This is a genomic window from Mesorhizobium sp. P2_E6, assembly GCF_056403835.1.
Genome location: NZ_JBFUEQ010000003.1, coordinates 221789 through 244973 on the forward strand (window position 1 = coordinate 221789; position 23185 = coordinate 244973).

General features: G+C 64.1%; 22 protein-coding genes, 1 tRNA gene and 1 riboswitch. Of the genes, 12 read left to right on the top strand and 11 right to left on the bottom strand.

Translation table 11 applies throughout. The annotated features are described in order from the left end of the window. Window positions 1-32: 32 nt before the first annotated feature. Both AC1D08_RS08980 and cobD read right to left on the bottom strand, forming a co-directional pair. A complete protein-coding gene (locus AC1D08_RS08980) occupies window positions 33-542 on the bottom strand; it encodes a tyrosine phosphatase family protein (protein WP_457150508.1) in 510 nt (169 codons plus the stop codon). Beyond that, window positions 539-1588 (bottom strand): threonine-phosphate decarboxylase CobD, encoded by a 1050-nt coding sequence (gene cobD, locus AC1D08_RS08985; RefSeq protein WP_457150507.1) that lies wholly within the window; start codon window positions 1586-1588, stop codon window positions 539-541. The genes AC1D08_RS08980 and cobD overlap by 4 nt, the downstream gene beginning before the upstream one ends. Between cobD and cbiB the strand changes: the two genes are divergently transcribed. Next, window positions 1587-2555 carry an adenosylcobinamide-phosphate synthase CbiB gene (gene cbiB / locus AC1D08_RS08990; protein WP_457150506.1) on the top strand — a complete coding sequence of 323 codons (969 nt, stop codon included), beginning with the start codon at window positions 1587-1589 and terminating at the stop codon, window positions 2553-2555. The genes cobD and cbiB overlap by 2 nt on opposite strands. A 22-nt stretch (window positions 2556-2577) precedes the next feature. Here cbiB and cobO read toward each other — a convergent pair whose 3' ends face one another. From cobO to AC1D08_RS09010, 4 genes are read right to left on the bottom strand one after another with little or no spacing between them, the layout of a single operon-like run. Continuing rightward, window positions 2578-3201 carry a cob(I)yrinic acid a,c-diamide adenosyltransferase gene (cobO, locus tag AC1D08_RS08995; RefSeq protein WP_457150505.1) on the bottom strand — a complete coding sequence of 208 codons (624 nt, stop codon included), beginning with the start codon at window positions 3199-3201 and terminating at the stop codon, window positions 2578-2580. A gap of 1 nt (window position 3202) precedes the next feature. After that, window positions 3203-3718, bottom strand: a complete 516-nt coding sequence (gene cobU / locus AC1D08_RS09000) for a bifunctional adenosylcobinamide kinase/adenosylcobinamide-phosphate guanylyltransferase (RefSeq protein WP_457150504.1) — start codon at window positions 3716-3718, stop codon at window positions 3203-3205. After that, entirely contained in the window at window positions 3711-4514 is an 804-nt protein-coding gene (locus AC1D08_RS09005) for a CbtA family protein (RefSeq protein WP_457150503.1), read from the bottom strand. Before AC1D08_RS09005 ends, cobU begins: the two co-directional genes overlap by 8 nt. Before the next feature lie 15 nt (window positions 4515-4529). Beyond that, window positions 4530-4709 carry a CbtB domain-containing protein gene (locus AC1D08_RS09010; protein ID WP_095087280.1) on the bottom strand — a complete coding sequence of 60 codons (180 nt, stop codon included), beginning with the start codon at window positions 4707-4709 and terminating at the stop codon, window positions 4530-4532. A gap of 36 nt (window positions 4710-4745) precedes the next feature. After that, window positions 4746-4942, bottom strand: a riboswitch (cobalamin riboswitch). A gap of 141 nt (window positions 4943-5083) precedes the next feature. Between AC1D08_RS09010 and AC1D08_RS09015 the strand changes: the two genes are divergently transcribed. Beyond that, complete coding sequence (locus tag AC1D08_RS09015; protein WP_457150502.1) at window positions 5084-6259, top strand: aromatic ring-hydroxylating oxygenase subunit alpha; 1176 nt, start codon at window positions 5084-5086, stop codon at window positions 6257-6259. A 3-nt stretch (window positions 6260-6262) separates the two neighbouring features. Here AC1D08_RS09015 and AC1D08_RS09020 read toward each other — a convergent pair whose 3' ends face one another. Further along, window positions 6263-7462, bottom strand: coding sequence for an MFS transporter (locus AC1D08_RS09020; RefSeq protein ID WP_457150501.1), 1200 nt, complete (start codon window positions 7460-7462; stop codon window positions 6263-6265). A 236-nt stretch (window positions 7463-7698) separates the two neighbouring features. Between AC1D08_RS09020 and AC1D08_RS09025 the strand changes: the two genes are divergently transcribed. Continuing rightward, complete coding sequence (locus AC1D08_RS09025) at window positions 7699-8697, top strand: heparan-alpha-glucosaminide N-acetyltransferase (protein WP_457150500.1); 999 nt, start codon at window positions 7699-7701, stop codon at window positions 8695-8697. Further along, window positions 8694-9170: a methyltransferase family protein gene (locus AC1D08_RS09030; RefSeq protein ID WP_457150499.1), complete on the top strand. Its 477-nt coding sequence runs from the start codon at window positions 8694-8696 to the stop codon at window positions 9168-9170. Before AC1D08_RS09025 ends, AC1D08_RS09030 begins: the two co-directional genes overlap by 4 nt. A gap of 6 nt (window positions 9171-9176) precedes the next feature. Here the strand turns inward: AC1D08_RS09030 and AC1D08_RS09035 are convergent, their stop codons facing one another. Both AC1D08_RS09035 and mgtE read right to left on the bottom strand, forming a co-directional pair. Beyond that, the gene (locus tag AC1D08_RS09035) at window positions 9177-9563 is read right to left on the bottom strand and encodes a MerR family transcriptional regulator (RefSeq protein WP_006203215.1); all 387 of its coding nucleotides are present in this window, start codon (window positions 9561-9563) and stop codon (window positions 9177-9179) included. Window positions 9564-9713: 150 nt separating this feature from the next. After that, entirely contained in the window at window positions 9714-11132 is a 1419-nt protein-coding gene (gene mgtE, locus AC1D08_RS09040) for a magnesium transporter (protein ID WP_457150498.1), read from the bottom strand. Between the two features lie 447 nt (window positions 11133-11579). Between mgtE and AC1D08_RS09045 the strand changes: the two genes are divergently transcribed. The 7 genes from AC1D08_RS09045 to AC1D08_RS09075 all read left to right on the top strand — a co-directional run bounded on the left by AC1D08_RS09045 (window position 11580) and on the right by AC1D08_RS09075 (window position 20423). Continuing rightward, the gene (locus tag AC1D08_RS09045) at window positions 11580-12203 is read left to right on the top strand and encodes a response regulator transcription factor (protein WP_477423076.1); all 624 of its coding nucleotides are present in this window, start codon (window positions 11580-11582) and stop codon (window positions 12201-12203) included. A gap of 134 nt (window positions 12204-12337) precedes the next feature. Then, the gene (locus AC1D08_RS09050) at window positions 12338-13528 is read left to right on the top strand and encodes an aminotransferase class V-fold PLP-dependent enzyme (protein WP_457151918.1); all 1191 of its coding nucleotides are present in this window, start codon (window positions 12338-12340) and stop codon (window positions 13526-13528) included. A 13-nt stretch (window positions 13529-13541) separates the two neighbouring features. Continuing rightward, window positions 13542-14504, top strand: a complete 963-nt coding sequence (locus AC1D08_RS09055; RefSeq protein WP_457151919.1) for an HpcH/HpaI aldolase/citrate lyase family protein — start codon at window positions 13542-13544, stop codon at window positions 14502-14504. Between the two features lie 21 nt (window positions 14505-14525). Beyond that, on the top strand, window positions 14526-15710 hold the full coding sequence (locus AC1D08_RS09060; protein ID WP_457151920.1) for a malate--CoA ligase subunit beta: 1185 nt from the start codon (window positions 14526-14528) through the stop codon (window positions 15708-15710). Window positions 15711-15723: 13 nt separating this feature from the next. Next, window positions 15724-16623, top strand: coding sequence for a succinate--CoA ligase subunit alpha (gene sucD / locus AC1D08_RS09065; RefSeq protein ID WP_184873479.1), 900 nt, complete (start codon window positions 15724-15726; stop codon window positions 16621-16623). Window positions 16624-16700: 77 nt separating this feature from the next. Continuing rightward, window positions 16701-17669, top strand: coding sequence for a 2-hydroxyacid dehydrogenase (locus AC1D08_RS09070; RefSeq protein WP_457151921.1), 969 nt, complete (start codon window positions 16701-16703; stop codon window positions 17667-17669). Window positions 17670-17738: 69 nt separating this feature from the next. Continuing rightward, the gene (locus tag AC1D08_RS09075) at window positions 17739-20423 is read left to right on the top strand and encodes a phosphoenolpyruvate carboxylase (RefSeq protein WP_477422983.1); all 2685 of its coding nucleotides are present in this window, start codon (window positions 17739-17741) and stop codon (window positions 20421-20423) included. Between the two features lie 135 nt (window positions 20424-20558). Here the strand turns inward: AC1D08_RS09075 and AC1D08_RS09080 are convergent. Next, window positions 20559-20643: transfer RNA gene (locus AC1D08_RS09080), tRNA-Leu, on the bottom strand. A gap of 236 nt (window positions 20644-20879) precedes the next feature. On the opposite strand from AC1D08_RS09080, the gene lipB reads away from it, so the two are divergent. Further along, entirely contained in the window at window positions 20880-21623 is a 744-nt protein-coding gene (gene lipB, locus AC1D08_RS09085; protein WP_457151923.1) for a lipoyl(octanoyl) transferase LipB, read from the top strand. Window positions 21624-21650: 27 nt separating this feature from the next. Here lipB and AC1D08_RS09090 read toward each other — a convergent pair whose 3' ends face one another. After that, window positions 21651-22901 carry a site-2 protease family protein gene (locus AC1D08_RS09090; RefSeq protein WP_457151924.1) on the bottom strand — a complete coding sequence of 417 codons (1251 nt, stop codon included), beginning with the start codon at window positions 22899-22901 and terminating at the stop codon, window positions 21651-21653. Window positions 22902-23185: the final 284 nt, after the last annotated feature.

Sequence of the window (23185 nt, forward strand, 5' to 3'; positions counted from 1 at the left end):
CTCAGGGCAGGTCACCTGAATATCAACATGTCCTAGAGGTCGATCTTCAGCGCAAAGGGCGCTCCTTCAAAAGCGTCGGCGCCGCGCCCGATCGCCTGGATCGCCTCGATCATGCGGCCGTTGCGGTCGAGCAGGAGGTCGGCCACCGCAATCAGCCGCGGGTTGGGCGTCGCTGAGGGAGACAGCGTCCGCAGCGTCTGAGCCAGTTCGGCTTCGTCGCGCTTCGGTGCCAATGCCGCGGCGATGATGTAGGCCGAGGCGGTCGAGCGGCTGATGCCGGCATAGCAATGCACGACCATCGGCTTTGCCCGGTCCCATCGGCGCGCGAAATCGAGCAGGTTGCGGACATGCTCCTCGCCCGGCATGGTCATGCCGTCCTGCGCCACCGCAATGTCGTGCATGACCAGATGCAGATGATTCTCCCGGGCGATCGAGGCCGGGCGCACAACATCGGTTCCGGCGGCGAGCAACGACAGCATGCGATCGGCGCCGGTCCTTGCCACCGTTTCCTCGACCTTTGCCAGCGAACAGACATGGATCATTGTTTCGAACCCTTCGATCGATCCTTGCGCCGCGACGCCCATTCGGCAAGAGCGGATTCGAGCCGCTGCCATTCCACCTCGCTCCCCGGCAGGCCGGCGCGCAAGACGCCAGGACGGTCGGCGAAATGGCGCAGCAGGATGCCTCGCTCGCCAAGTGTGGCGAACAGGTCGGCGGCGTCGGGCAAGTGGAGATAGCGGAACAATGTGGTGCCGCCCGCGACAGCAGCGCCGAAGCGGCCGAACAGCGCGTCGAGCCGTGCCGATGCCTCCGCAAGGGATGCCCGCATCGCGTCCTGCCAGTCGATATCGGCAAGCGCGCGGATGCCATATTCCAGCGCCGGGGCGGCGACGGCCCATGGTCCGAATTGGTTGTCCAGCCGGCCGACCGTCGCCGCATCGGAAAGCGCAAAACCGAGCCGCAGCCCGGCCAGGCCAAAGAACTTGCCGAACGAGCGCAGCACCACGATGCCGCCCCGGCCGACATCGCCGCCAAGGCTGTGCTGACGCGGGCCGACATCCATGAACGCCTCGTCGACGACCAGCAGCCCGCCCTTGGCGCGCAGCCCTGCGGCCAGCGCCAGCAGCCTGTCGCGCGCGATGATGCGCCCATCCGGATTGTTGGGATTGACGATGATGGCAAGGTCGGCTTCCGCCAACACTTCGAAATCGCCGACCTCCGTCACCGCGTGCCCGGCGATCGCCGCTGCCCGCGCATGTTCGGCATAGGTCGGACCCAGCACCAGCGCTTTGCCGGGCGCTATCAGCGATGCGACGCGCGGCAACAGGATCTGCGTGCCGGGTGCCGCGACAAGGTTGGCCGGCGAAGGCGCGCCATAGGCGCTCGCCGCGATCTCGACCAGCTCGCGGCCACGTCCGGCCTCCGGCAGCCGCGACAGGGTGGTGGCGGGCAACTCGAAAAGCGGGTAGGAGTGCGGATTGATACCGGTCGAGAGGTCGACGAAAGGCTGCGGCGCGTTGGGGAAAAGCGCCCTCGCCCGGCCGAGACTTCCACCATGGTCCACCGCCGCCCCATCAAGAAGCTTCATGTCAATCCTGATCGCTTTCCTGTCATTGGCCGCTGAATTCGTCCTGGGTTACCCGGACTGGCTGTTTCGCGCCATCGGCCATCCGGTGACGTGGTTCGGCAGGCTGATATCCTTTCTCGACGGCCGGCTCAACCGCGCCACTGATCCCGACGCGCTGCGTCGCAAGCGTGGTGTCCAGGCGCTGTTGGTCATCGTGCTGGTGCCGGCGGCGATCGGGCTCGGCGTGCAGATCCTGCTCTGGTTCGTTCCCATGGGATTGATCATTGCCGCCCTTCTGGCGACATCGCTTCTGTCGCAGAAGAGCCTCTACGAGCATGTCGAGGCCGTGGCCGACGCGCTCGACACAGGTGGCCTTGCTCTTGGACGCATCGCCGTCTCGCGCATTGTCGGCCGCGATCCCGAATCGCTGGACCGGGCCGGTGTCAGCCGCGCGGCGATCGAGAGCCTGGCCGAGAATTTTTCCGACGGCATCGTTGCTCCCGCCTTCTGGACCGGGGTCGCCGGGCTGGCCGGAGGCGCTGCCTACAAGGCCGCCAACACCGCCGATTCGATGATCGGCCACCGCACCCCGCGCCACGAAGCGTTCGGCTGGGCGGCGGCGCGCTTCGACGATTGGATCAACCTGCCGGCATCGCGGCTGACGGCGCTGTTGATCGTGCTGGCCGCATTCCTGGTCAGGGGTGCTGATGCGAAAAACGCCTGGCATGCCGTGTGGCGCGACGCGAAAAAACACCGCTCGCCCAATGCCGGCTGGCCGGAAGCGGCGATGGCCGGCGCGCTCGGCCTGGCCCTCGCCGGGCCGCGCAGCTACGGCGGCGTGCTGGTCGACGACGTCTTCATGGGCGAAGGCGGCCGCCGCGAAGCCGACAGCATCGATATCAGGCAGGCGCTGAAACTCTATCGTGTCGCCGATTATCTGCTGATCGCGCTGTTCGGTTTGGTCTCGGCAATCGTCATCGTCGCGTGATCGGGCCTGCTGGTTAAGGCTATCAGAACTCGATGCCTTGCTGCGCCTTCACGCCCGCCGAGAAATGGTGTTTGGTTACACCCATTTCGGTGACGAGATCGGCCGCCTCGACCATTGCCGGCTTGGCGTTGCGGCCGGTGACGACGACATGCAGGCCCTCGCGCCGCGCCTTCAGCGCCGCAACCACTTTGTCGAGATCGAGATAATCGTAGCGCAGTGCGATGTTCAGCTCGTCGAGCACCAACAGGCTGATCGACGGATCGGCCATCAGATCGAGCACTTTGGCCCATGCGGCTTCGGCCGCCGCGATGTCGCGCTTCAAATCCTGGGTCTCCCAGGTGAACCCCTCGCCCATGGCGTGCCAGACGACGCGGTCGCCAAAGGCGGCGAAGGCATCCTTCTCGCCGGTGTGCCATTTGCCCTTGATGAACTGGACGACGCCGACACGCTTGCCGTAGCCGAGTATCCGCAAAGCCAGACCAAAAGCAGCGGTGGTCTTGCCCTTGCCCGGCCCGGTGTTGACGATCAGCAGCCCCTTCTCGATCGTCTTGGCCGCCACCTCGGCATCCTGCACCGCCTTGCGCTTGGCCATCTTGGCGCGGTGGCGTTCTTCATCCCGGTCGGTCTTGTTGTCGATATCGGTCATTTCATTTCACCTTGAGCGGCAGCCCCGCCACCATCAGAAGCACCGTGTCGGCGACAGCGGCCACCTGCTGGTTGAGCCGGCCGGCGGCATCGCGAAAACGGCGCGCCAGTGCGTTGTCCGGCACGATCCCTTGGCCGACTTCATTGGACACGACGAACCAGGGCCCGCGCGGCCGCGACAGCACGTCCGTCAGCCGACGGCATTCAAGGTCGAGGTCGTGTTCGGCCAGCATATGATTGGTCAGCCACAGTGTCAGGCAGTCGACAAGCACCGGCTGATCGTCCGGCAAAGCCTCGAGCGTGCCGGCGAGATCGAGCGGTGCGTCGATGGTCGCCCAGCCCTCGCCGCGCCGCGAGCGGTGCAACGCGATACGCTCACGCATTTCGTCATCATAGGCTTGCGCCGTGGCGATATAGGTCCATGGCGAGGGTAGAACCGTCGCCAGGGTTTCGGCATGCGCGCTCTTGCCGGAGCGCGCACCGCCGATGATGAAGGTCAGCTTGCTGCGATCAGGCAAAGCTGTCGCGCAGGCTGGTCGCGGTGCCGGTGAAGCGGCCGCGCACCACGCCGACGACGGCGCCGAGCACCAGCCAGAACACCAGGTTGGTCACCGTAACCGCCACCACGAACTGGTGGTGCAGGCCTTCCGGGATCGGCGTCTCGAAACTGTCGGGCTGCGGTGCGCCGACAATATGCGGCGCGACGATCAGCAGGACGGCAAGGATTGCAAGCGGCAGCGACTTGCGGAACGCGATCAGGCCGAGACCCGCCGCGGTCGCCACCACCGTCGCCCACCACCAGATCTGGCGCTGCGTGAGATCGGCCGCCGGCATGGCAGGCAATTCCGGTGGCAGGCCGAGGCCCGGTGCCAGCGTGAACACGGCAAAGCCGGCCAGGCCCCAGAACACGCCCTGGCGCCAATTGCCGATGCCGCCGGCGAATTCGGAAACCGCGACCAGGATCAGCGCAAAACCGATGCCGGTGACGATATTGGCGACAACGCTGAAGGCGAAACGCTCGAAACCGTCGGCCGGCGCCCAGCCTTCGTCTTCCGCCGCCGGAGCGGCTGCTTCCGCCGGCGCCGGGGCGGCGGAGCTCATCGCATTCCCCGCCGGAGCGGCTGTGCTCATGGCGCTGGTATCGGTTGCGGCAGGAGCGGCATGGTCATGGTGATGGCCGCCGCCGGCCTGTTCGTAGACTTCCGCCTTGAGGATCAGCGGCACGGTGGCATAGGCCTGCAGGCATGCGAGAACGACGCCGGCCACGAGCCCTGCGATCGCCGCGATGAACACGACGTTGCGAAACAGGTTCATGATGTCAAATCCTCGTCAGTGGCAGGGAAACGCCATCGAATGGCGATAGTCGTGAGCCGCATTGTGGACCGCATCGATATGCGAGAAGCCGACAAAGCCGACGACGAAGATGCCGAGCAGCGCCACGAGTGCAAGCTGCATGAAGCGCGACTGCGAGGAGACGGAGGCGCCGAGGGAGACGGAAGCGGTAGTCATGTCTTGTCCTTTCACCCTCCACCCGAGGGCATCGAAGTCAGTTTCCTGTCGCCGGCAGGTCTCCTGGCTCGCGGATCAGCGCCCTTCCCCACCTTCCCGAAGAGAAACCTTCAGTGGCATATGGAGAGGACTACCGCACACAGTTGCGGGGGCAGCCACGGCATTGGGCAACAAGTCCGCCCGCACCGCATTCCCTCTTGGCTCCAAACGGAACCGACGACAAGCGCGACTATAGGGAAAATCGTCGCGACCGGCAAACCAAATTCCGCCGACAACCAGCGCGATTGCGCCATCCAGATAAATCGGGTCTCCGGCACAACAATTGACAATTCCCGTGGTCGGGTGTCGGCTGACAAGTCCACAGGAAGCCAGCCATGCAGCCCATTGCCAGCGAGCGCGATCCCTACAACGGCCTGACCCGGGCCGAACCCACGCTGCCATCGTCGGCCTATTGGGATGCGGACAGTTATCAGCGCGATCTCGACGCCATCTGGTACAAAAGCTGGTTGCTCGTCTGCCGCGAGGCCGACCTTGCGCAGCCGCTTTCATTCCGCACCTTCCGCGTCGGCACGCAGGAAATCGTCGCGCTCCGCGACGAAACCGGCGAACTGCGCGCCTTCCACAACACGTGCCGCCATCGCGGCTCGCAGCTTTGCCAGGAACGCGAAGGCCGGCTGAAGGCGCGGCTCATCACCTGCCCCTACCATGCCTGGTCCTATTCGCTGCGCGGCGACCTCGTGCGCGTGCCGTCGAAGTCGCTGCCGGAAGGCTTCGACAAGGCAAATCATCCGCTCTATCGCGTGGCGCTCTCCGTATGGCGCGGTTTTGTCTTCGTCAATCTGCAGGAGGACGCCGCCGGCTCGGCGGAAATATCCTTCGATCCAGCATCCGGCAGTCTCGCCAACTGGCCGCTGGAGACGCTTGTTACCGGCCATGTGCTGCGAAAGGTGATGAACTGCAACTGGAAGATCTTTTGGGAAAACTTCAACGAGTGCCTGCATTGTCCGGGCGTCCACAAGGACCTGTCGCGGCTGGTGCCGATCTATGGCCGCGGCCTGATGGGCCGCCATGACGATCCCGAATGGTCCCGCCACGCCGACAATGACGCGCCGGAGTTTTCCGGCGGCCTGCGCGCCGGCGCGCAGACATGGTCGCGCGACGGACAGGCGCATGGGCCGGTCTTTGCCGGCCTCACATCAGCCGAACGCGCCGCCGGCCAGACCTACGCCACCAACCTGCCGTCGATGTTCGTCGTCGGCCATGTCGACTATATCAGGACCGTGCGGCTGGTGCCGCTTGGCCCCGAGCAGACCGAGCTTGTCGCCGAATGGCTGTTTGCGCCGGAGGCGCTTGATGCAACCGACATCGACAACATCGTCGCCTTCGGCAAACAGGTGCTGGAGGAGGATGCGGCGATCTGCGAGGTCAATCAGAAAGGTCTGCGCTCGATGCGCCATGCGGCCGGCGTGCTGATGCCCGAGGAGTACGACCTGCACCGCTTCCACAACTGGATCCGCGAGCGGCACGCAGCGGTTATCCCCAAGCCCTGAAGATCACAGCGATTTCGGCAGGTATCGCCAGGTCACGAAGCCGCAGACCGCCGCCAGCAGGCCGAGCGTGACGAACACCGAGCCCAGCCCGAAGAACGCCAGCACCACCGAATAGACCAGCGGCGGCGTCAGTTCGGAAAAGTCGAGATAGGTCCGGTAGACCGCCGCCATCTGCGACCTTTCATAGGATCGCACCGAGCGCATGAAGGCGGTCGAGCCCAGCGCATCGAGCGCGATGGTGAAGAAAGCGCCGCAGAGCAGCAAGGCGCCGGTGAGCAGCGGCACGGTTTGGCCAACCGCACCCGCCGCCAGCAGCATGGCCGACATGGCGAAATAGGCAAATGTCATGGTTCGGCGGCCACCGAAGCGCTTTCCCGCCTTGCCCCAGAAAATGGCCATGAACAGCAGCGCATTGCCGGCCGAAACCAAAAGACCGCCGGCCAGCTTGCCCTCGCCGGTGATGACCATGAACAGCGGCCCGTAGACGAAGAACGTCGTCCAGAAACAGGAGCGGCCGAAGGCGATCAGCCAGGCCAGCCGCAACCTGGGCTGGGCGACGAAGCGACCGATATTGGCGAGCGGATTGGCCGGCCGCATCTTGCCAGGGCGGATCGATGGGTTGTCGCCCAGGCGGTAGGTCCAGAACAGCGCCAGCAAGGCCAGCGCGAACACCGCCACCGCACCATGCGCGGCGTAGATGCCGAAGCGCGTGTAGAGGAAGATGCCGAGCGTCGGCCCGCCGGTCCAGGCCAACATCGACCACGCCATGCGCAGTGATTCGGCCTGCATGAAATCGGTCTTGCGGATGTGGTCCATGATGTAGAGGTTGAGCGTGATCGACAGCGCGCTGGCGCCCATCACGCGGCACAGCATGCCGGCCAATTGTCCGGCAAGCGTATGGGTGACGAAGAACAACGCGCCGATGGCCAGCAGGCAGGCGCCTGCCGTGTAGACCCAGCGCCGGGCAAAGCGTCGGATCAGCATCGGCATGAACAGCGTTACCGACAGGCCGAGCATCGCCACGATGGTGTAGAGGATCGAGACGATCTGCTCGTTATGCAGGATCTCGTAGGCCTGGATCGGGATGACGCTCGACACCGTGGCGCGGGCGAAGGATTCGACCGCATAGAGCGAGGCGAAGGTGCGCGCGTCGGCCGGCCGCAAGGCCGGCAGCCAGACCGGGTGGCGCACATGGGTGGACATTGCTTCCCCAAAGCAGAATCAGCGGGTCAAATCTGCCGTGGTGATTCCTGCGCGGGTAACAGGAAACCGACGCCTATCCGGCAAAAGCGAAGTCGGCCAAAGGCTTTCCGGCGCTGGCCTAAGGCGGCGCCTGATCCAGCGTCTGCAGCGCAGCCTATACCCGAAGCTGCCGGCCTTCTTTTGTCCGTGGCAACCGTGATAGTCGTCTTGCGGGGCTGAATCAGAAATACGAGACCATGAGCATCCACACGCCGACCGCATCTGTTCAGGATCGACCGAAGCGCATCGTCGCCATCGACATCGTGCGCGGCATCGCGCTCATCGCCATGGCGAGCTACCACTTCACCTGGGACCTGGAATTCTTCGGCTATACCGACCCGGGCCTCACCGCCTTCGGCTGGTGGAAGGTCTACGCGCGCTGCATCGCCTCGACCTTCCTGTTCCTGGTCGGCGTCAGCCTATACCTCGCCCATGGCCGGCAAATCCGTTGGAACGGCTTCTGGAGGCGCTTCGCCATGGTCGCCGGAGCGGCGATCGCCATCTCGGTTGCCACCCGCATTGCCACCCCGGACGGTTTTATCTTCTTCGGCATCCTGCACGAGATCGCGCTGGCCAGCCTGCTCGGCCTCGCGTTCCTGCGGCTGCCCGCGCTGCTGACGCTGCTTGTGGCAGCGCTGGTCATCGCAGCGCCCGTCTATCTGCGCTTCGAGGCCTTCGACCATCCATGGCTGTGGTGGATCGGCCTGTCGGCGATCAATCCGCGTTCCAACGACTACGTGCCGCTGTTTCCGTGGTTCGGCGCCGTACTTGCAGGCATCGCGGTAACTAAACTCGCCTCCGCTTCGGGCTTGCTTGCCCGGCTTGCCGAATTGACACCCGGCCGCTGGGCCAACCCGCTGATCTTCATCGGCCGCCACAGCCTGGCCTTCTACCTGATCCACCAGCCGCTTTTGATCGGCTGTGTGTGGCTGTTCGCGCAAGTCATGCCGGCGAAGGTCGAAACCCCGCAGGTGAACTTCCTGAAGACCTGCCAGCTGTCTTGCGAGCAGTCGCGCGACATCGAATTCTGTTCGAGCTACTGTGTCTGCATGCTCGACACGCTCGAGAGCGAAGCCTCACTTGATCGGCTCTACAACAACGACCAGACTGCCGAATGGAAGACGCATATATCCGATCTCGCCGGTATGTGCACCGCCAAGACCGAAGACAAGATGACGGAGGGAGGGGTCAAATGACCGAGAACCAGCCGAAGGCAGGGCTCATACCGTGGCCGCCAGTGATCTACATTGCTGCCATCGCCATCAGCATCGCACTCGGCCTGCTCTATCCCCTGCCCTGGATTGGCGACCTCTTGGGCGATATCCTGTTCGCCGCCGGCTGGGTGGCCCTGCTCGGCGTCGCGGCACTCTGGTTCACCGCGATCCGCACCATGATTCGGGCCAAGACCACGCTCAATCCCAACGCGGTGCCCGATCACCTGGTTACCACAGGCCCGTTCGGCATTACCCGCAATCCGATGTATCTGGCCAACACGCTGCTGTTGATCGGCGTCGCCTTTGTCTCGGGGATCGTATGGTTCCTGCCGCTCGCCTTCATCGCTGCCTTTGTCACGCAGAAGGTCGCGATCGAGGGCGAGGAAAAGGTGCTGGCGGCGAAATTCGGCAAGAAATACCGGGACTACGCCAAGAGAGTGCGGCGCTGGATTTGAACAGCGCTACGTATTGACGCCGAGTTCGACGAGCCGCTCGACGCAGGATTCCTCGGCCTGGTCGAGTTCGGCCAGCGTCTCCTCGAGGTCGCGGCGCTTCTGCCGCAGGTCCTCGCGCTTTTCCTCGATGCGCTTGATCATCAGCTTGAGTTGACCGACCTCGCCGGGGGGCTCCTTGTACATCTGGATGATTTCGCGGATCTCATTGATCGAAAAGCCGAGCCGTTTTCCCCGCATGATCTGGCGAATGAGGTGGCGGTCGGACGGGCGAAACAGCCGCGTGCGGCCGCGCCGCACCGGCTGCACCAGCCCCTCGTCCTCATAGAAGCGCAGCGTCCGCGTCGACACGTCGAATTCGCGGGTCAGCTCGGTGATCGAATAATATTCCCGCATTGTCACTCCCACACCCCGGAACCCGGGGATCGCCATGCGGCACCCCCTCCTGTCCCGAACCAAACCCATGCCAAGCCGGAATCGACATGGCACCCCGCGCAAGCCTCGCACGGCATTTACGTAAAAGTCAATTGAGGGCACGATGCGCCTTCAAGGCACCGCAAACCACCACGTGGCAATGCCGAGAAAGGCAAAGAAGCCGACGACATCGGTGACCGTGGTGACGAAGACCGCCGAAGCGACCGCCGGATCGATCTTGAAACGGTCGAGCAGCAGCGGGATCAGGATGCCGGCCAAAGCGGCCGCGAACATGTTGATGATCATCGCCGCGGCGATGATGCCGCCCAGATTGTTGTCGTGGAACCAGGTCGCGGCGACGATGCCGATCAGGATGGCAAAGACGATTCCGTTGATGAAGCCGACACCCATCTCGCGGCGGATGATGCGGCCGGCATTGTAGATGTCGATATCCTTGGTCGCCAGCGCGCGCACGGTGACCGTCATGGTTTGCGAGCCGGCATTGCCACCCATGCCGGCGACGATCGGCATCAGCACTGCCAGCGCCACGATATGCTCGATCGTGCGGTCGAACAGGCCGATCACCGATGCCGCCAGGAATGCGGTCAAGAGGTTGACCAGCAGCCAAGGCACGCGCGAGCGCGAGGTCGAAAAGATGCTGTCGGAGAGCTCTTCGTCACCGACGCCGCCCATGCGCAGGAGATCTTCTTCCGCTTCCTGCTGTATGACGTCGACGACGTCGTCGATGGTCAGCACGCCGACCAGCCGTTCGTTCTCGTCGACAACGGCGGCAGACAGAAGGTCATACTGTTCGAATTCCCGCGCCGCCTCTTCCTGGTCCATGGTGGCGGGAATGGCGTGTCGCGTCTCATGCATGACCTCTTCCACCTTGACCGCGCGCTTGGTGCGCAGGATCTGGTCGAGGTCGATGGCGCCGAGCAGCTTGAAGGTCGGATCGATGACGAAGATCTGGCTGAAGCGCTCGGGCAGGTTCTTGTCCTCGCGCATGTAGTCGATGGTCTGGCCGATCGTCCAGAACGGCGGCACCGCGACGAACTCGGTCTGCATGCGGCGGCCGGCCGTCTCTTCCGGATAGTCGAGCGAGCGGCGCAGCCTGATCCGCTCGGTGAACGGCAGTTGCGACAGGATCTCGTCCTGGTCTTCCTTTTCGAGGTCTTCGAGAATGTAGACCGCGTCGTCGGAATCGAGCTCCTGCACCGCCTGGGCGATCTGCGCATTGGGCAGATTGTCGACGATCTCCATACGGATCGCCTCGTCGACCTCGGTCAGCGCGGAGAAGTCGAAATCGGCGCCCAACAATTCGACCAGCGTGCGGCGCTGTTCGGGATGCAGAGCCTCGAGCAGGTCGCCGAGCTCCGACTGGTGCAGGTGGTCGACTTCGTGCTTGAGCGTGAGCGTGTCGCGGTCGGCGATCGCCGCACCGATCTGGGCAAGGAAGGACGAAAGGACGGCGCCATCCTCGCCATAAATATCGGCGTGGGCGTCTTCAGCGGCCCTGGCGCCGGTCGTCCGTTCGTCCTGGCCTTCCACCAGCGCCTCCCGCCATCGCAATCCCGGAAAAGGTGCGTCTCAGGTCTAGAGCATCGGACCCAAAAGTGGAAACCGCTTTTGGGGAGAATCCGCCGCTCGATCCAGAGATGGCGCGGCAGCACGATTCGATTTGGGAACCTATGGTCCTAACGCACGGAATATCAAACGAAATACGCGCGCTCCTACCGGCCTGACGTCGCCAGAGGCGGACATCGCCGAGCGCTGGGCTGACGATGCCGATCCCGTCAAAACCAACTGGGTACCGGTTCAGGTGGCGCGACAGCGCATGTCGCTGGGGAAAGAGCACCGTGGTGCGGTTGCGGCGATTGTCATGGCATAGGGTCCGGATACCAGCCGGGTCCGCCCATGCCCGCAACCGGTCCAGAACGGAAGCCCTTGAACGCAAGGTCGGCGAGAACGAACGAGGCCACATCAGGACAGCAACGCATTCGCGTCGTTGTCGCCGAGCGCAATCCGCTTGTCATATCGGCGCTCCGCGAAATGCTGGAATGCGACGGACGTTTCGAATTGCTGAGCGCCGTGCAGAGCGGCAGGCAACTCCTGGACCTGGCAGGAAAGACCACGTTTGATGTCGCTGTCATCGGCTGGAGGCTCGCCGACATGGACGGCGCGGATGTGCTGGCCGAGGTCCAGAGCCGTAAGCTCGATGTGCGCATCACGGTGTTTTCCAACGACCACGACATCGGCATCTTGAAGCAGTGCGTGCGGCTTGGTGCTCAAGGCTACTGCTTCCAGTTCGACGATCCGCATATCATCTTCGAGACGATCCTGGCGGTCGCGCACGGCCGCATCTGCATCCCCTACATCGACATCAACAAGGTCAACGACACGCCTTTGGCCCAGCTCACGGTTCGCGAGCGCGAACTGCTGGCGGTGCTTTCCGACGGCTGGACCAACGTTCAGATCGCAACGCGCACTGGAATTTCCGAGAATACGGTGAAGTATCACCTCAAGAATCTCTATGACAAGCTTGACGTCCGCAATCGCGCGATGGCCGTCGCGCTCTATTCGAGCGAGAAGCGTCGCAGTCCCAAGCAGCCTGTCGGGTAACACGACCGGGTAGGCCGAGCGGGTAGGCTCGCCCCACCCGCGCGCGGCGAGAACTTACCCACCAAGGTGTTGTTGCCCCTCGCCTTCCAAACGACACTCCCTCCACAAATCTCTAACTTCGGAGGAGTTCACGCATGGCTGGGTTCACCCACCTTTTTATTCCAGGACCCACCAACATTCCGGAGCAGGTCCGGCAAGCGATGAACCTCCCGATGGAGGACATGCGCGCCGGATCGTTCCCTGATTTCACGCTGCCACTGTTCGAGGACATCAAGAAGGTCTTCAAGAACGAGACCGGCCGCGTCTTCATCTACCCGTCGTCGGGCACCGGCGCCTGGGAGGCGGCGATGACCAACGTGCTCAGCCCCGGCGATCGCGTGCTGATGTCGCGCTTCGGACAGTTCTCGCATCTGTGGGTCGACATGGCCGAGCGCCTCGGCCTCGAGGTCGACGTGATCGACTGCGAGTGGGGAACCGGCGTGCCGCTCGACCTCTACTCAGAAAAGCTGAAGGCCGACAAGGCACACCGCATCAAGGCAATCTTCTGCACGCAGAACGAGACCGCCACCGGCGTCACCAGCGATGTCGCAGGCTGCCGAGCCATACTCGACGCGGCGAACCACCCTGCCCTTCTCTTTGTCGACGGTGTGTCGTCGATCGGCTCGATCGACTTTCGTCAGGAGGAATGGGGTGTCGACTGCGCCGTCAGCGGCTCGCAGAAAGGCTTCATGCTGCCTGCCGGCCTCGGCTTCCTCTCGGTCAGCAAGAAAGCGCTGGCCGCTTCCAGGGTCGCGACTCACCGCCGCTGCTTCTTCTCGTTCGAGGACATGATCCGTACCAACGACGCCGGCTATTTCCCCTATACGCCGGCAACGCAACTGCTGCGCGGACTGCGCGCCTCGCTCGACCTGATCGCCGAGGAAGGGCTCGAGAACATCTTCGCCCGTCACCATCGCCTTGCCGAAGGCGTGCGCAAGGCGGTCGACGCCTGGGGCCTGAAGCTTTGCGCGAAGGCGCCGAAATGGCACTCCGACACCGTCAGCGCCATCCTGGTGCCGGAAGGCATCGACAGCGGCGACGTCGTCAAGCGCGCCTACCAGAGCTACCGGACCTCGCTCGGAGGCGGTCTCAACAAGGTGCTCGGCAAGGTCTTCCGCATCGGCCATCTCGGCTGGCTGAACGAGGTGATGGTGCTCGCCTCGCTGTCGGCGGCCGAAATGGCGCTGCTCGATTGCGGCGTCCGGCTGGCGCCAGGTTCGGGCGTCGGCGCCGCCATCCAGCACTTCCGTGCCTCGGCCGAGGTACCTGTCGCCGAAGCGGCGTGAGAGGAACGCGACCATGAGCCACACGATCAACCATCTCAAAAAACTCCGGCTGCAGCGCAGCGAACTCGCGGTTCCCGGCTCCAGCCCGGAGATGATCGAGAAGGCGGCCAACAGCGCCGCCGATTTCGTCTTCCTCGACATCGAGGACGCGGTGGCGCCGCCGGACAAGGAACGCGCCCGCAAAAACATCATCCAGGCGCTCAACGACATCGACTGGCGCGCCAAGGGCAAGACCGTTTCGGTGCGCATCAACGGCCTCGACACGCACTACATGTATCGCGACGTGGTCGATGTGATGGAACAGGCCGGCGACCGGCTGGACACCATACTGGTGCCGAAAGTCGGCGTTCCGGCCGACCTCTATATGGTCGAAGCCATGGTCAACCAGATCGAGATGGCCAAGGGCTACAAGACCCGCGTCGGCCTCGAAGCCCTCATCGAGACGGCGCTCGGCATGGCCAATGTCGAGGCGATCGCCGCCACGCCCGGCCGCCTGGAGGCGATGCATTTCGGCGTCGCCGACTATGCCGCCAGCAACAAGGCGCGCACCGTCAACATCGGCGGTCTCAATCCCGACTATCCGGGTGACCAGTGGCATTTCGCCCTGTCGCGGATGACGGTTGCCTGCAGGGCCTACGGCCTGCGCGCCATCGACGGGCCGTTCGGCGATTTCTCGGACCCCGAGGGCTACACGGCGGCGGCAAGGCGCGCGGCGGCACTTGGCATCGAAGGCAAATGGGCGATCCACCCCTCGCAGATCGCGCTTGCCAACAACGTCTTCTCGCCGCCGGAAAAGGAAGTCGTCCGCGCCAGGCGCATCCTGGAAGTGCTCAAGGAAGCGGAGGCGCTCGGAAAGGGCGCGGCGGCGCTCGACGGAAAAATGATCGACGCGGCGTCGGAACGCATGGCGCGCAATGTGCTGGTGGTCAACGAGGCAATCGAACGCGCCGGCCAGGCGCACGCAGCCGCGCACTGAAGGCTCTTGGGAGGACAAAAAATGGACATTCACGAATACCAGGCCAAGGAACTGCTTGCCCGCCACGGGGTTCATGTTCCGCGCGGCGGCCTGGCCTACAGCCCCGAGCAGGCGACCTATCGGGCGCGCGAGATCGGCGGCGGCAAATGGGTTCTCAAGGCGCAGGTTCATTCCGGTGCCCGCGGCAAGGCCGGCGGCATCAAGCTCTGCGCCAATGACGAGGAGATCTCCAACGCGGCCGAAGCAATGCTCGGCCGCAAGCTCGTGACCCAGCAGACCGGCCCGCGGGGCAAGTTGATATCGCGGCTCTATCTCGAGGAGGCCGTCGACATCGCGCAGGAGCTCTATGTCGGCTTCGTTCTCGACCGCAAAGAAGAGCGCGTCATGATCGTGGCGTCGGCCGCCGGCGGCATGGAGATCGAGGATATCGTCGAGAGGGCGCCGGATTCCATCATCCGGACCACGGTCGATCCGGGCGTCGGCATGCAGCGCTTCCAGGCGCGCGAGATCGCCTTCGGGCTCGGTCTGGACCAGAACCTGATCGGCAAGGCGACCGAAACCATCTTCAGCTGCTACCAGGTGTTCCGCGACTACGACGCCTCGATGCTGGAGATCAATCCGCTGGTGGTGACGCGCGACGGCAACCTCGTCGCGCTCGACGCCAAGATGTCGTTCGACGAGAACGCGTTGTTCCGGCGGCCGGAGATCTCCGAGCTGCGCGACAAGAGCCAGGAAGACCCGCGTGAGACCTTCGCCAGCGACCGGGGCCTCTCCTATGTCGGCCTCGACGGCAATATCGGCTGCATCATCAACGGCGCCGGTCTCGCCATGGCGACGATGGACATGATCAAGATCGCCGGCGGCGAGCCGGCGAACTTCCTCGACATCGGCGGCGGCGCCTCGCCGGAGCGGGTCGCGAAATCGTTCCGCGCCGTGCTTGGTGACAAGAATGTCGAGACCATCCTGGTCAACATCTTCGCCGGCATCAACCGTTGCGACTGGGTCGCCGAAGGCGTCGTCAAGGCAATCCGCGAAGTCGGCGTCAACGTCCCCCTGGTGGTGCGGCTTGCCGGCACCAAGGTCGAGGAAGGGCGCCGCATCCTGGCCGATTCCGGCGAGGCGGTGATCGTCGCCGATACGCTGGCGGAAGCCGCCGAAAAAGCCGTCGCCGCCTGGCGTTCGGCAACGCTCAAAAAAGCAAGCTGAGGGAGCTAAGAATATGGCAATCCTGCTCAACCGCGGCACGCGGGTCATCGTCCAGGGCTTCACCGGCAAGATCGGCAGCTTCCATGCCGAAGACATGAAGCGCTACGGCACCAAGCTCGTCGGCGGCGTGACGCCCGGCAAGGGCGGTCAGAAGCATCTCGGCCTGCCGGTCTTCAACACCGTCAAGGGCGCCGTTCGCGAAACCCGCGCCGAAGCGAGCATCGTCTTCGTGCCGCCGCCTTTCGCTGCCGATTCGATCATGGAAGCCGCCGATGCCGGCATAAAGCTATGCGTCTGCATCACCGACGGCATCCCCTCGCAGGACATGATGCAGGTGAAGCGCTACATGCTTCGCTACCGTTTCGAGGACCGCATGCGGCTGATCGGTCCGAACTGCGCTGGCGTGATCACGCCCGGACAGGCACTGATGGGCATCATGCCGGGCAGCATCTATCTCCCCGGCCGCGTCGGCATCGTCGGGCGCTCGGGCACGCTCGGCTATGAGGCAGCCTCGCAGATGAAGGCGCTCGGCATCGGCGTTTCGACCAGCGTCGGCATCGGCGGTGATCCGATCAACGGCTCGTCCTTCAAGGACATGCTGAAGCTGTTCGAACAGGACGACGAAACCGATGCCGTGGTCATGATCGGCGAGATCGGCGGACCGCAGGAGGCGGAAGCCGCTATCTGGGCGCGCGACAACATGCGCAAGCCGCTGATCGCCTACATCGCCGGGCTTTCCGCGCCGAAGGGCCGGCGCATGGGCCATGCCGGCGCCATCATCTCGGCCTTCGGCGAGTCGGCGCAGGAAAAGGTCGAAATCCTCAAAGAGGCCGGCGTCGTCATCGTGCCGACGCCATCGTCCTTCGGGGAGGTCGTTGCCGATACCCTGGCCGGGATGAAGAAGGCGGCCTGACGGTCGCATGGCTCAAGATGTGAAGTCTGTTTCGGGTCGGCGGATGCATCGCGGCCCATCGATCGGCAGGAAATTCGATGAAACCGCGTTTGATTGTCACCCGGAGATGGCCGGCCCCCGTTGAAGCGATCCTCGCCGAGCGCTTCGACACGACGCTCAACCCCAGCGATACGCCGCTGAGCCCTGCCGCAATGACATCGGCATTCGCGAATTTTGACGCGATCCTGGCAACGGTCAGCGACCGCTTGCCTGGTGCAGTGTTTCCCGAGAACACCGCCCGCACCCGGATCATTGCCAATTTCGGCGTCGGCTTCAGCCATATCGATGTCGCGGCAGCCCGCGACCGCGACATCGTCGTGACCAACACTCCGGGCGTGCTGACCGATTGCACCGCCGACCTCGCCCTCAGCTTGCTGTTGGCTGTCGCGCGCCGGACTGGTGAGGGCGAGCGGCAGTTGCGGGCCGGAGAGTGGCGCGGCTGGTCGCCAACCCATATGGCCGGCGCGAAGGTGTCGGGCAAAACCTTGGGTATTGTCGGCATGGGGCGCATCGGCAAGGCGACAGCCAGGCGCGCGCATTTCGGCTTCGGTATGAACATCGTGTTCTTCAATCGGTCCCCGGTCGATGATGACGAGACGCGCGCCATGGGCGCGGTGCAGATGCCAACCCTGGACAATGTGCTCATAACATCTGATTTCGTGTCGCTGCACTGTCCGGGCGGCGCGGAAAACCGCCATCTCATCAATGCTCGAAGCCTGCGGTCGATGAAAGGCGACGCGTTCCTGATCAACACGGCGCGCGGCGACGTCGTCGACCAGGATGCCCTGATCGGTGCACTGGAAAGGCGCGAGATCGCGGGGGCGGGTCTCGACGTCTTTGCCGACGAGCCGGCCGTTCCGGAGGCGCTGAAGCGGTTGGAGAACGTGGTGCTGTTGCCGCATCTCGGGAGTGCGACCGAGGAAACGCGGGTGGCGATGGGCATGAAGGTGGTGGAGAACCTGGCCGCCTTTTTCGAGGGTCGCCCGGTCCCCGACCGGGTCGCCTGACAGCAGGCGCCGCCCTCGATTCAGGGCGCGGCTACTTGGCCATCGGTGCGGACGAAGCAGGAAACCGGTTTGGAACAGAGCAGACGCATCAACTTTCGTGAGGACGAGCGCAGCCTTTTGTTGCGCTTGCTGCTTCAGGTCGCAAGCGCGCGTGAGCCCGAGATCGCCGCCGTTCTGGCCGGACGTCGGTCGCTTGTCTCCCTCGCCGCGGAGCAGCGCATCCCGGCGCTTCAGGCAAGCGGCGTATGGTTCCAGTTGCTGGCGATAGCAGACGAGTTGCTTGCCATGCGGGCGCGCCGCGAACTCGAACAAGGCGCGGGTGTTGACGAAGTACCCGGCTCCTTCGCCAGCGTGATCGCGCAGATGGCGGCGAATGGCCACTCGGCGCAGGAAGTCCAGGCGAAGCTCGATGAGCTTCGCGTTGGCCCGACCATGACCGCGCACCCGACGGAAGCCAAACGCGTCACGGTGCTGGAGATCCACCGCCGTATCTATCGCAAGCTGACCGAGCTCGACCAGCCACGCTGGGCGCCGCGCGAACGCTCCCTGTTGGTCGCCGATCTGGAAAGCGAGATCGAGCTTCTGTGGATGACGGGCGAGTTGCGCCTGGAGCGTCCGACGGTCGAACGTGAAATCGCCTGGGGCCTGCATTTCTTTCGCGAAGTCATCTTCGAGGCAACGCCGCAGCTCTATGGCAAGCTTCAGGGCGCCTTCGAGCGTCACTATCCGGGAGAGCCGATCAGAATTCCCTCATTCATGCGCTATGCCTCGTGGATCGGCGGCGACCGCGATGGCAATCCAAATGTGACTGCCGCGGTCACCGCCCATGCCATGGCCGAATACCGCAACACCGCAATAGGCTGGTATCTGACGCAGGTGCAGCGGCTGGTGACGGTGCTCAGCGCCAGCTCAAACGTCATCGACCTGCCGGCCAGCTTCAAGCCGGTGCTGCAAACGGCGCTTGATAAAAGCGGACTGGCGCACATTATCGCCGCCCGCAACCCTGACGAACCGCTTCGCCAGTTCGCCTCGGCCTTGCTTGCCCGGCTGGAGGCCACGCGAGACGGCGGTCCGGCGGCATATCTCTCGGCAGAGGCGTTTCGTGCCGATCTGAACGGGCTGTCTTCCGTTCTCGAAGCGATCGGAGGTCGCGCGGTAGCCAAGCGCTTCATCCAGCCTCTGCTTTGGCAAGTCGGAAGCTTCGGCTTCCGTACGGTCTCGCTCGACATCCGGCAGAACTCCACGGTCGTCAACCGGGTGCTGGCCGAACTGTTTGCGCTGGAAAATCCCGCCGATCCGGTCGCAGCCGGCACGCCGCAATGGTCGGCGCGTATTCGCACAGCCATCATCCAGGGCGAGCGGCTGGAGATCGACGCAGGCCGCCTCTCGCCCGAAGCAGGCGAACTGCTTTCGACTTTCTCCGTTATCCGCGAGCAGATCTCCGGCTCGGATGCCGACGCTGTCGGCTCCTTCGTTCTCAGTATGACCCGTTCGGCCGACGATCTGCTCGCGGTCTATCTGCTGGCGCAATGTTGCGGACTTTCAACCGCGCCTGGTGGTGGCGGCACGATCAGGCTGCGGATCGTACCATTGTTCGAGACTATCTCCGATCTACAGGCCGCACCGGGCATCCTGATTGGATTGCTCGGCGTTTCGCTAGTGAGGCGGACGGTGCGAGATTTCGGCGCGCGCCAGGAAATCATGCTTGGCTATTCAGATTCCAACAAGGACGGCGGCTTTCTGGCTTCCAATTGGGAACTGGCAAAAGCGCAAAAGCGCCTCGCCGCCGTCGGGCGCAAGCACAACGTCAGGATCAGTTTCTTTCACGGTCGCGGCGGCTCTGTCAGCCGTGGCGGCGCGCCGACCGGCCGGGCGATCGCGGCACAACCGGAAGGCACGGTAGCCGGATCCATGCGGGTGACGGAGCAGGGCGAGGTCGTATCGTCGAAATTCGCCAATCGCGGCACCGGCCTCAACCAGCTCGAGGTTCTCGCCGCTGGCGTGCTGGCCCACGGTGTCGGATCGCCCGGTGATGTCGAGCCGAAGGAAACGCCGGAATTCGACGAGGCGCTGGAAGCTCTGGCAGGCATGTCGCAGGCATCCTACGCCGGGTTGATGGCCGAGCCCGGTTTCCTCGATTATTTCAACCAGGCGAGCCCGGTCGCGGAGCTGGCGCTCCTGAAAATGGGGTCACGGCCGGACCGCCGTTTCGGCGCCAGCGGCATTGCTGACCTGCGCGCCATTCCATGGGTGTTCGCCTGGAGTCAGAACCGTCATCTGCTGACTGGCTGGTATGGCATCGGCAGCGCGCTTAGCTCTTTCGTCGCTGTGCGCGGCGAGGCCGGGCGCGAACTTCTGGCCGGCATGTTCGAGCACTCGCGCTTCTTCCGCTTGATCGTCGACGAGGCCGAGAAGACGCTCTACCAGTCCGACATGGAGATCGCGGGGCTCTACGCCCGCCTGGTGTCCGACAGCGATGCGGCCCAGCGAATCTACGCCCGCATCGCCGCCGAATACGAGTTGACGCGACGCCTGATCGGCGACCTCACGGGAGGCGATCTTTCCGCGCGCTTTCCGATGTTCAAGCGGCGTTTCGACAGTCTGCGGCGACAGATGGATGACATTCACCGGCTACAGGTCGATCTGCTGCGTGAAGTTCGGGCAAATACCGGCACGGCGGATCAAAAGCGGGCGACCGACGCTCTGCTTGTATCGATCAATTGCATTTCGGCTGGCCTTGGGTGGACGGGATAGGCCCTAAAAGGCGAAGCGGCGGCGTGGTCTGAAGGACGCGCCGCCGCTGCCGTTTCGATCCGCGGAAAGCCCTGTGGCCGCGACGTGTCATCGCCTGCCGTCAGAGCTCGCCATAAGCAATCTGTCAGGGAAATTTGGTGCGGTCGAGAAGACTCGAACTTCCACGGGTTGCCCCACAGCGACCTCAACGCTGCGCGTCTACCAATTCCGCCACGACCGCACGTGGTAGGAGCCGGAACCGACCGGCTCGCGGCGTGTAGCAAATCGTTTCCGGCGAAACAAGTGCGCCGCAAGCAATAATCGCCAGCGATTGGCATAACGTTCCACAGAATTGGAATGCGTAGCCGAAACTGGACGTTTCGGCCCGATAGCGCCATATGGAAGGCAAATGCATGTCGCCCGAAAGCGCAAGGCGGTTTTGGGATCATGACATGCATAAACGAAAAACGAAAAGCCATGCCAGAACGCAGCCAGATCGCCACGTCGTTCCTGCCGCTCCCCGGTTCAGCACCGGTCGAATGGTGCATCGAGCCTGGCCTCACCGCCTATCGCGATGCGCTGGCCTTCATGGAGGCGCGCGCCGAGGCGATCCGAAGCGGTGCCGCCGGCGAAATGGTCTGGCTTGTCGAACATCCGCCGCTTTACACCGCCGGCACCAGTGCCCGTAGCGAGGACCTGATCGACGCGAACCGTTTTCCAGTGTTCGCGGCTGGGCGCGGCGGTGAGTACACCTATCATGGGCCGGGCCAGCGGGTCGCCTATGTGATGCTCGACCTGAAGCGGCGCCGCGAGGATGTCCGTGCTTTTGTCGCCGCGCTTGAACAGTGGATCATCGCCACGCTCGCCGCTTTCAACGTGCACGGCGAACGCCGCGAGGACCGCGTCGGTGTCTGGGTGGTGCGGCCGGATCGCCCTGCCCTGCCGGACGGCTCGCCGGCCGAAGACAAGATCGCCGCCATCGGCATCAGGCTGCGGCGCTGGGTGAGCTTTCATGGCATCGCCATCAATGTCGAACCGGATCTCGACCATTTCAGCGGCATCGTGCCGTGCGGCGTGCAGGACCACGGCGTTACCAGCCTTGTCGACCTCGGCTTGCCTGTAACAATGGCGGACCTCGACCTGGCCCTGAAATCTGCCTTCGACGACGTCTTCGGTCCCGCCACGGCTTTGCCTGTCGAAGCCGCCCGCAAGGCCGGCTGATCCATCCGGCCCGAATATCAACACACCTCAGATCAGTTGCGCGGACGCCCACAGGACGCCGAAGCCATGGATAGCGAACACCGCCAGCAGCGCGCCGGCGATGACGAGGCGGTCGACGGTGCGGATCGGTTTCAGCTCGTGGCGCGGCTTTACCCCGCTGCGCATCGTCAGCAGGCTGAGGATTGAAAAGACCGCGCCCGCGGCGAGCAGAAAGCCCGGGGAAAAGCCGGCCTTTCGGCCAAGCGCCAGGAAGGCCGAAAGCAGGGAGAACGAGGCCAGCGCCAGCACGATCGGCCCCGGGCAGATCTGGCGCAGCACCTGGCCGCCATCGAACTTCCACACCGGCACCAGATTGGCGATGTTGAACAGGGCAGCAAAGCCCGCCAGCGTCGCCAGCAGCATTGCTGCCAGTCGATATCCTTCCGCGCCGGCAAAGGTGCTGGCGGCGATGACGACCGGCACCAGGAAGGCGGAGAAGCCGGCGCCCATCAACGCCACGAACGCCACTTCGAAACGGCTGTCATATGGCCGCCCGCCAATGGCGATGCCGCCGAGCAGCGGAATGAAGATCATGCGCGCCTTGTTGTGACCCATCAGGCGAAACGCGGCCATGTGGCCGAGCTCGTGCAGGGCCACCACTGACGTGAGGATCGCGGCCAGCGCCAGTCCGCCGAGATGAAGCCCGAAGAACGGCCACAGGATCAATGCCGACAATGCCGCGAAGCCGACCTGGCTGAGCGGATGCTCGAACCAGCCGCCCTTGCGATATCGCCCGGTCCTCGCCCAGCGCTGCAGCTTGGAGAGTTCGCGGCACATGGCGAAATAGCGGAACACCAGGAAGGCAAAGCCGCGATAGCGATCGGTCTGGCCAAGCGTGATCCGCGTGCCGCTGCCTTCAGAAACGAGCTCAGTGGTCTCGCGAAAATCCTTCCAGAACGAAGCGTCGAGCGTGGTATCCTCGATGACCCGCATCGAGAAACGGCTGCCCTCGACTACGTCCTCAAACCGCGACTTGCGCTCGATCGGCTTGCCGTCGCGGCCTTCCCAGGACAGCATGATGCGGGCCATGCCCTCGCCGTCCAGCGGCTCGGCCGAAAGGATCTCGCCGGACCAGCCGGCATCGCTGCCAAGCGGCCACAGCGCCTGCCAGAGGCGCTGCCGGTCCATAGCCACGACACGGCTGAGCCTGATCGTGCGCAAACCAAGCGGCACGCTCATCAAGAGAAAGATCAGCCCGAGATTGCTGGCCACGAGGATGGTCGTGACGATGGGCGACACGCGACGTTGCTCCCTGTCTTGGAGGCACTACCCTAAACGTCGCGGCGGCAAGAAAAGCTTAACAGGAAAACTCGGTTCCCGGATGCATGCCATTCGCGTCGGCGTCTCAGTGAAAGGCACGCCGCCAGCGTTGATGCCCCCCTCTCCCCGTCTTGAACGGGGAGAGGGTAAGTGTGAGGAGTTTCGCGCCCGAGGGACGCTTGCGTTCGCGCCACGTCCTCAACTCCAGATCACATGGCGCCGATCCAGATCGCCATGGAAATGAGAAAGGTGCTCATGCAAAC

Bases quoted from the DNA above. Each gene is read 5' to 3' on its own strand.
- AC1D08_RS08980 (WP_457150508.1), bottom strand. From the start codon at position 542: ATGATCCATGTCTGTTCGCTGGCAAAGGTCGAGGAAACGGTGGCAAGG.
- cbiB (WP_457150506.1), top strand. From the start codon at position 1,587: ATGTCAATCCTGATCGCTTTCCTGTCATTGGCCGCTGAATTCGTCCTG.
- cobD (WP_457150507.1), bottom strand. From the start codon at position 1,588: ATGAAGCTTCTTGATGGGGCGGCGGTGGACCATGGTGGAAGTCTCGGC.
- cobO (WP_457150505.1), bottom strand. From the start codon at position 3,201: ATGACCGATATCGACAACAAGACCGACCGGGATGAAGAACGCCACCGC.
- AC1D08_RS09005 (WP_457150503.1), bottom strand. From the start codon at position 4,514: ATGAACCTGTTTCGCAACGTCGTGTTCATCGCGGCGATCGCAGGGCTC.
- AC1D08_RS09010 (WP_095087280.1), bottom strand. From the start codon at position 4,709: ATGACTACCGCTTCCGTCTCCCTCGGCGCCTCCGTCTCCTCGCAGTCG.
- AC1D08_RS09015 (WP_457150502.1), top strand. From the start codon at position 5,084: ATGCAGCCCATTGCCAGCGAGCGCGATCCCTACAACGGCCTGACCCGG.
- AC1D08_RS09020 (WP_457150501.1), bottom strand. From the start codon at position 7,462: ATGTCCACCCATGTGCGCCACCCGGTCTGGCTGCCGGCCTTGCGGCCG.
- AC1D08_RS09025 (WP_457150500.1), top strand. From the start codon at position 7,699: ATGAGCATCCACACGCCGACCGCATCTGTTCAGGATCGACCGAAGCGC.
- AC1D08_RS09030 (WP_457150499.1), top strand. From the start codon at position 8,694: ATGACCGAGAACCAGCCGAAGGCAGGGCTCATACCGTGGCCGCCAGTG.
- AC1D08_RS09035 (WP_006203215.1), bottom strand. From the start codon at position 9,563: ATGCGGGAATATTATTCGATCACCGAGCTGACCCGCGAATTCGACGTG.
- AC1D08_RS09050 (WP_457151918.1), top strand. From the start codon at position 12,338: ATGGCTGGGTTCACCCACCTTTTTATTCCAGGACCCACCAACATTCCG.
- AC1D08_RS09055 (WP_457151919.1), top strand. From the start codon at position 13,542: ATGAGCCACACGATCAACCATCTCAAAAAACTCCGGCTGCAGCGCAGC.
- AC1D08_RS09060 (WP_457151920.1), top strand. From the start codon at position 14,526: ATGGACATTCACGAATACCAGGCCAAGGAACTGCTTGCCCGCCACGGG.
- sucD (WP_184873479.1), top strand. From the start codon at position 15,724: ATGGCAATCCTGCTCAACCGCGGCACGCGGGTCATCGTCCAGGGCTTC.
- AC1D08_RS09070 (WP_457151921.1), top strand. From the start codon at position 16,701: ATGAAACCGCGTTTGATTGTCACCCGGAGATGGCCGGCCCCCGTTGAA.
- lipB (WP_457151923.1), top strand. From the start codon at position 20,880: ATGCCAGAACGCAGCCAGATCGCCACGTCGTTCCTGCCGCTCCCCGGT.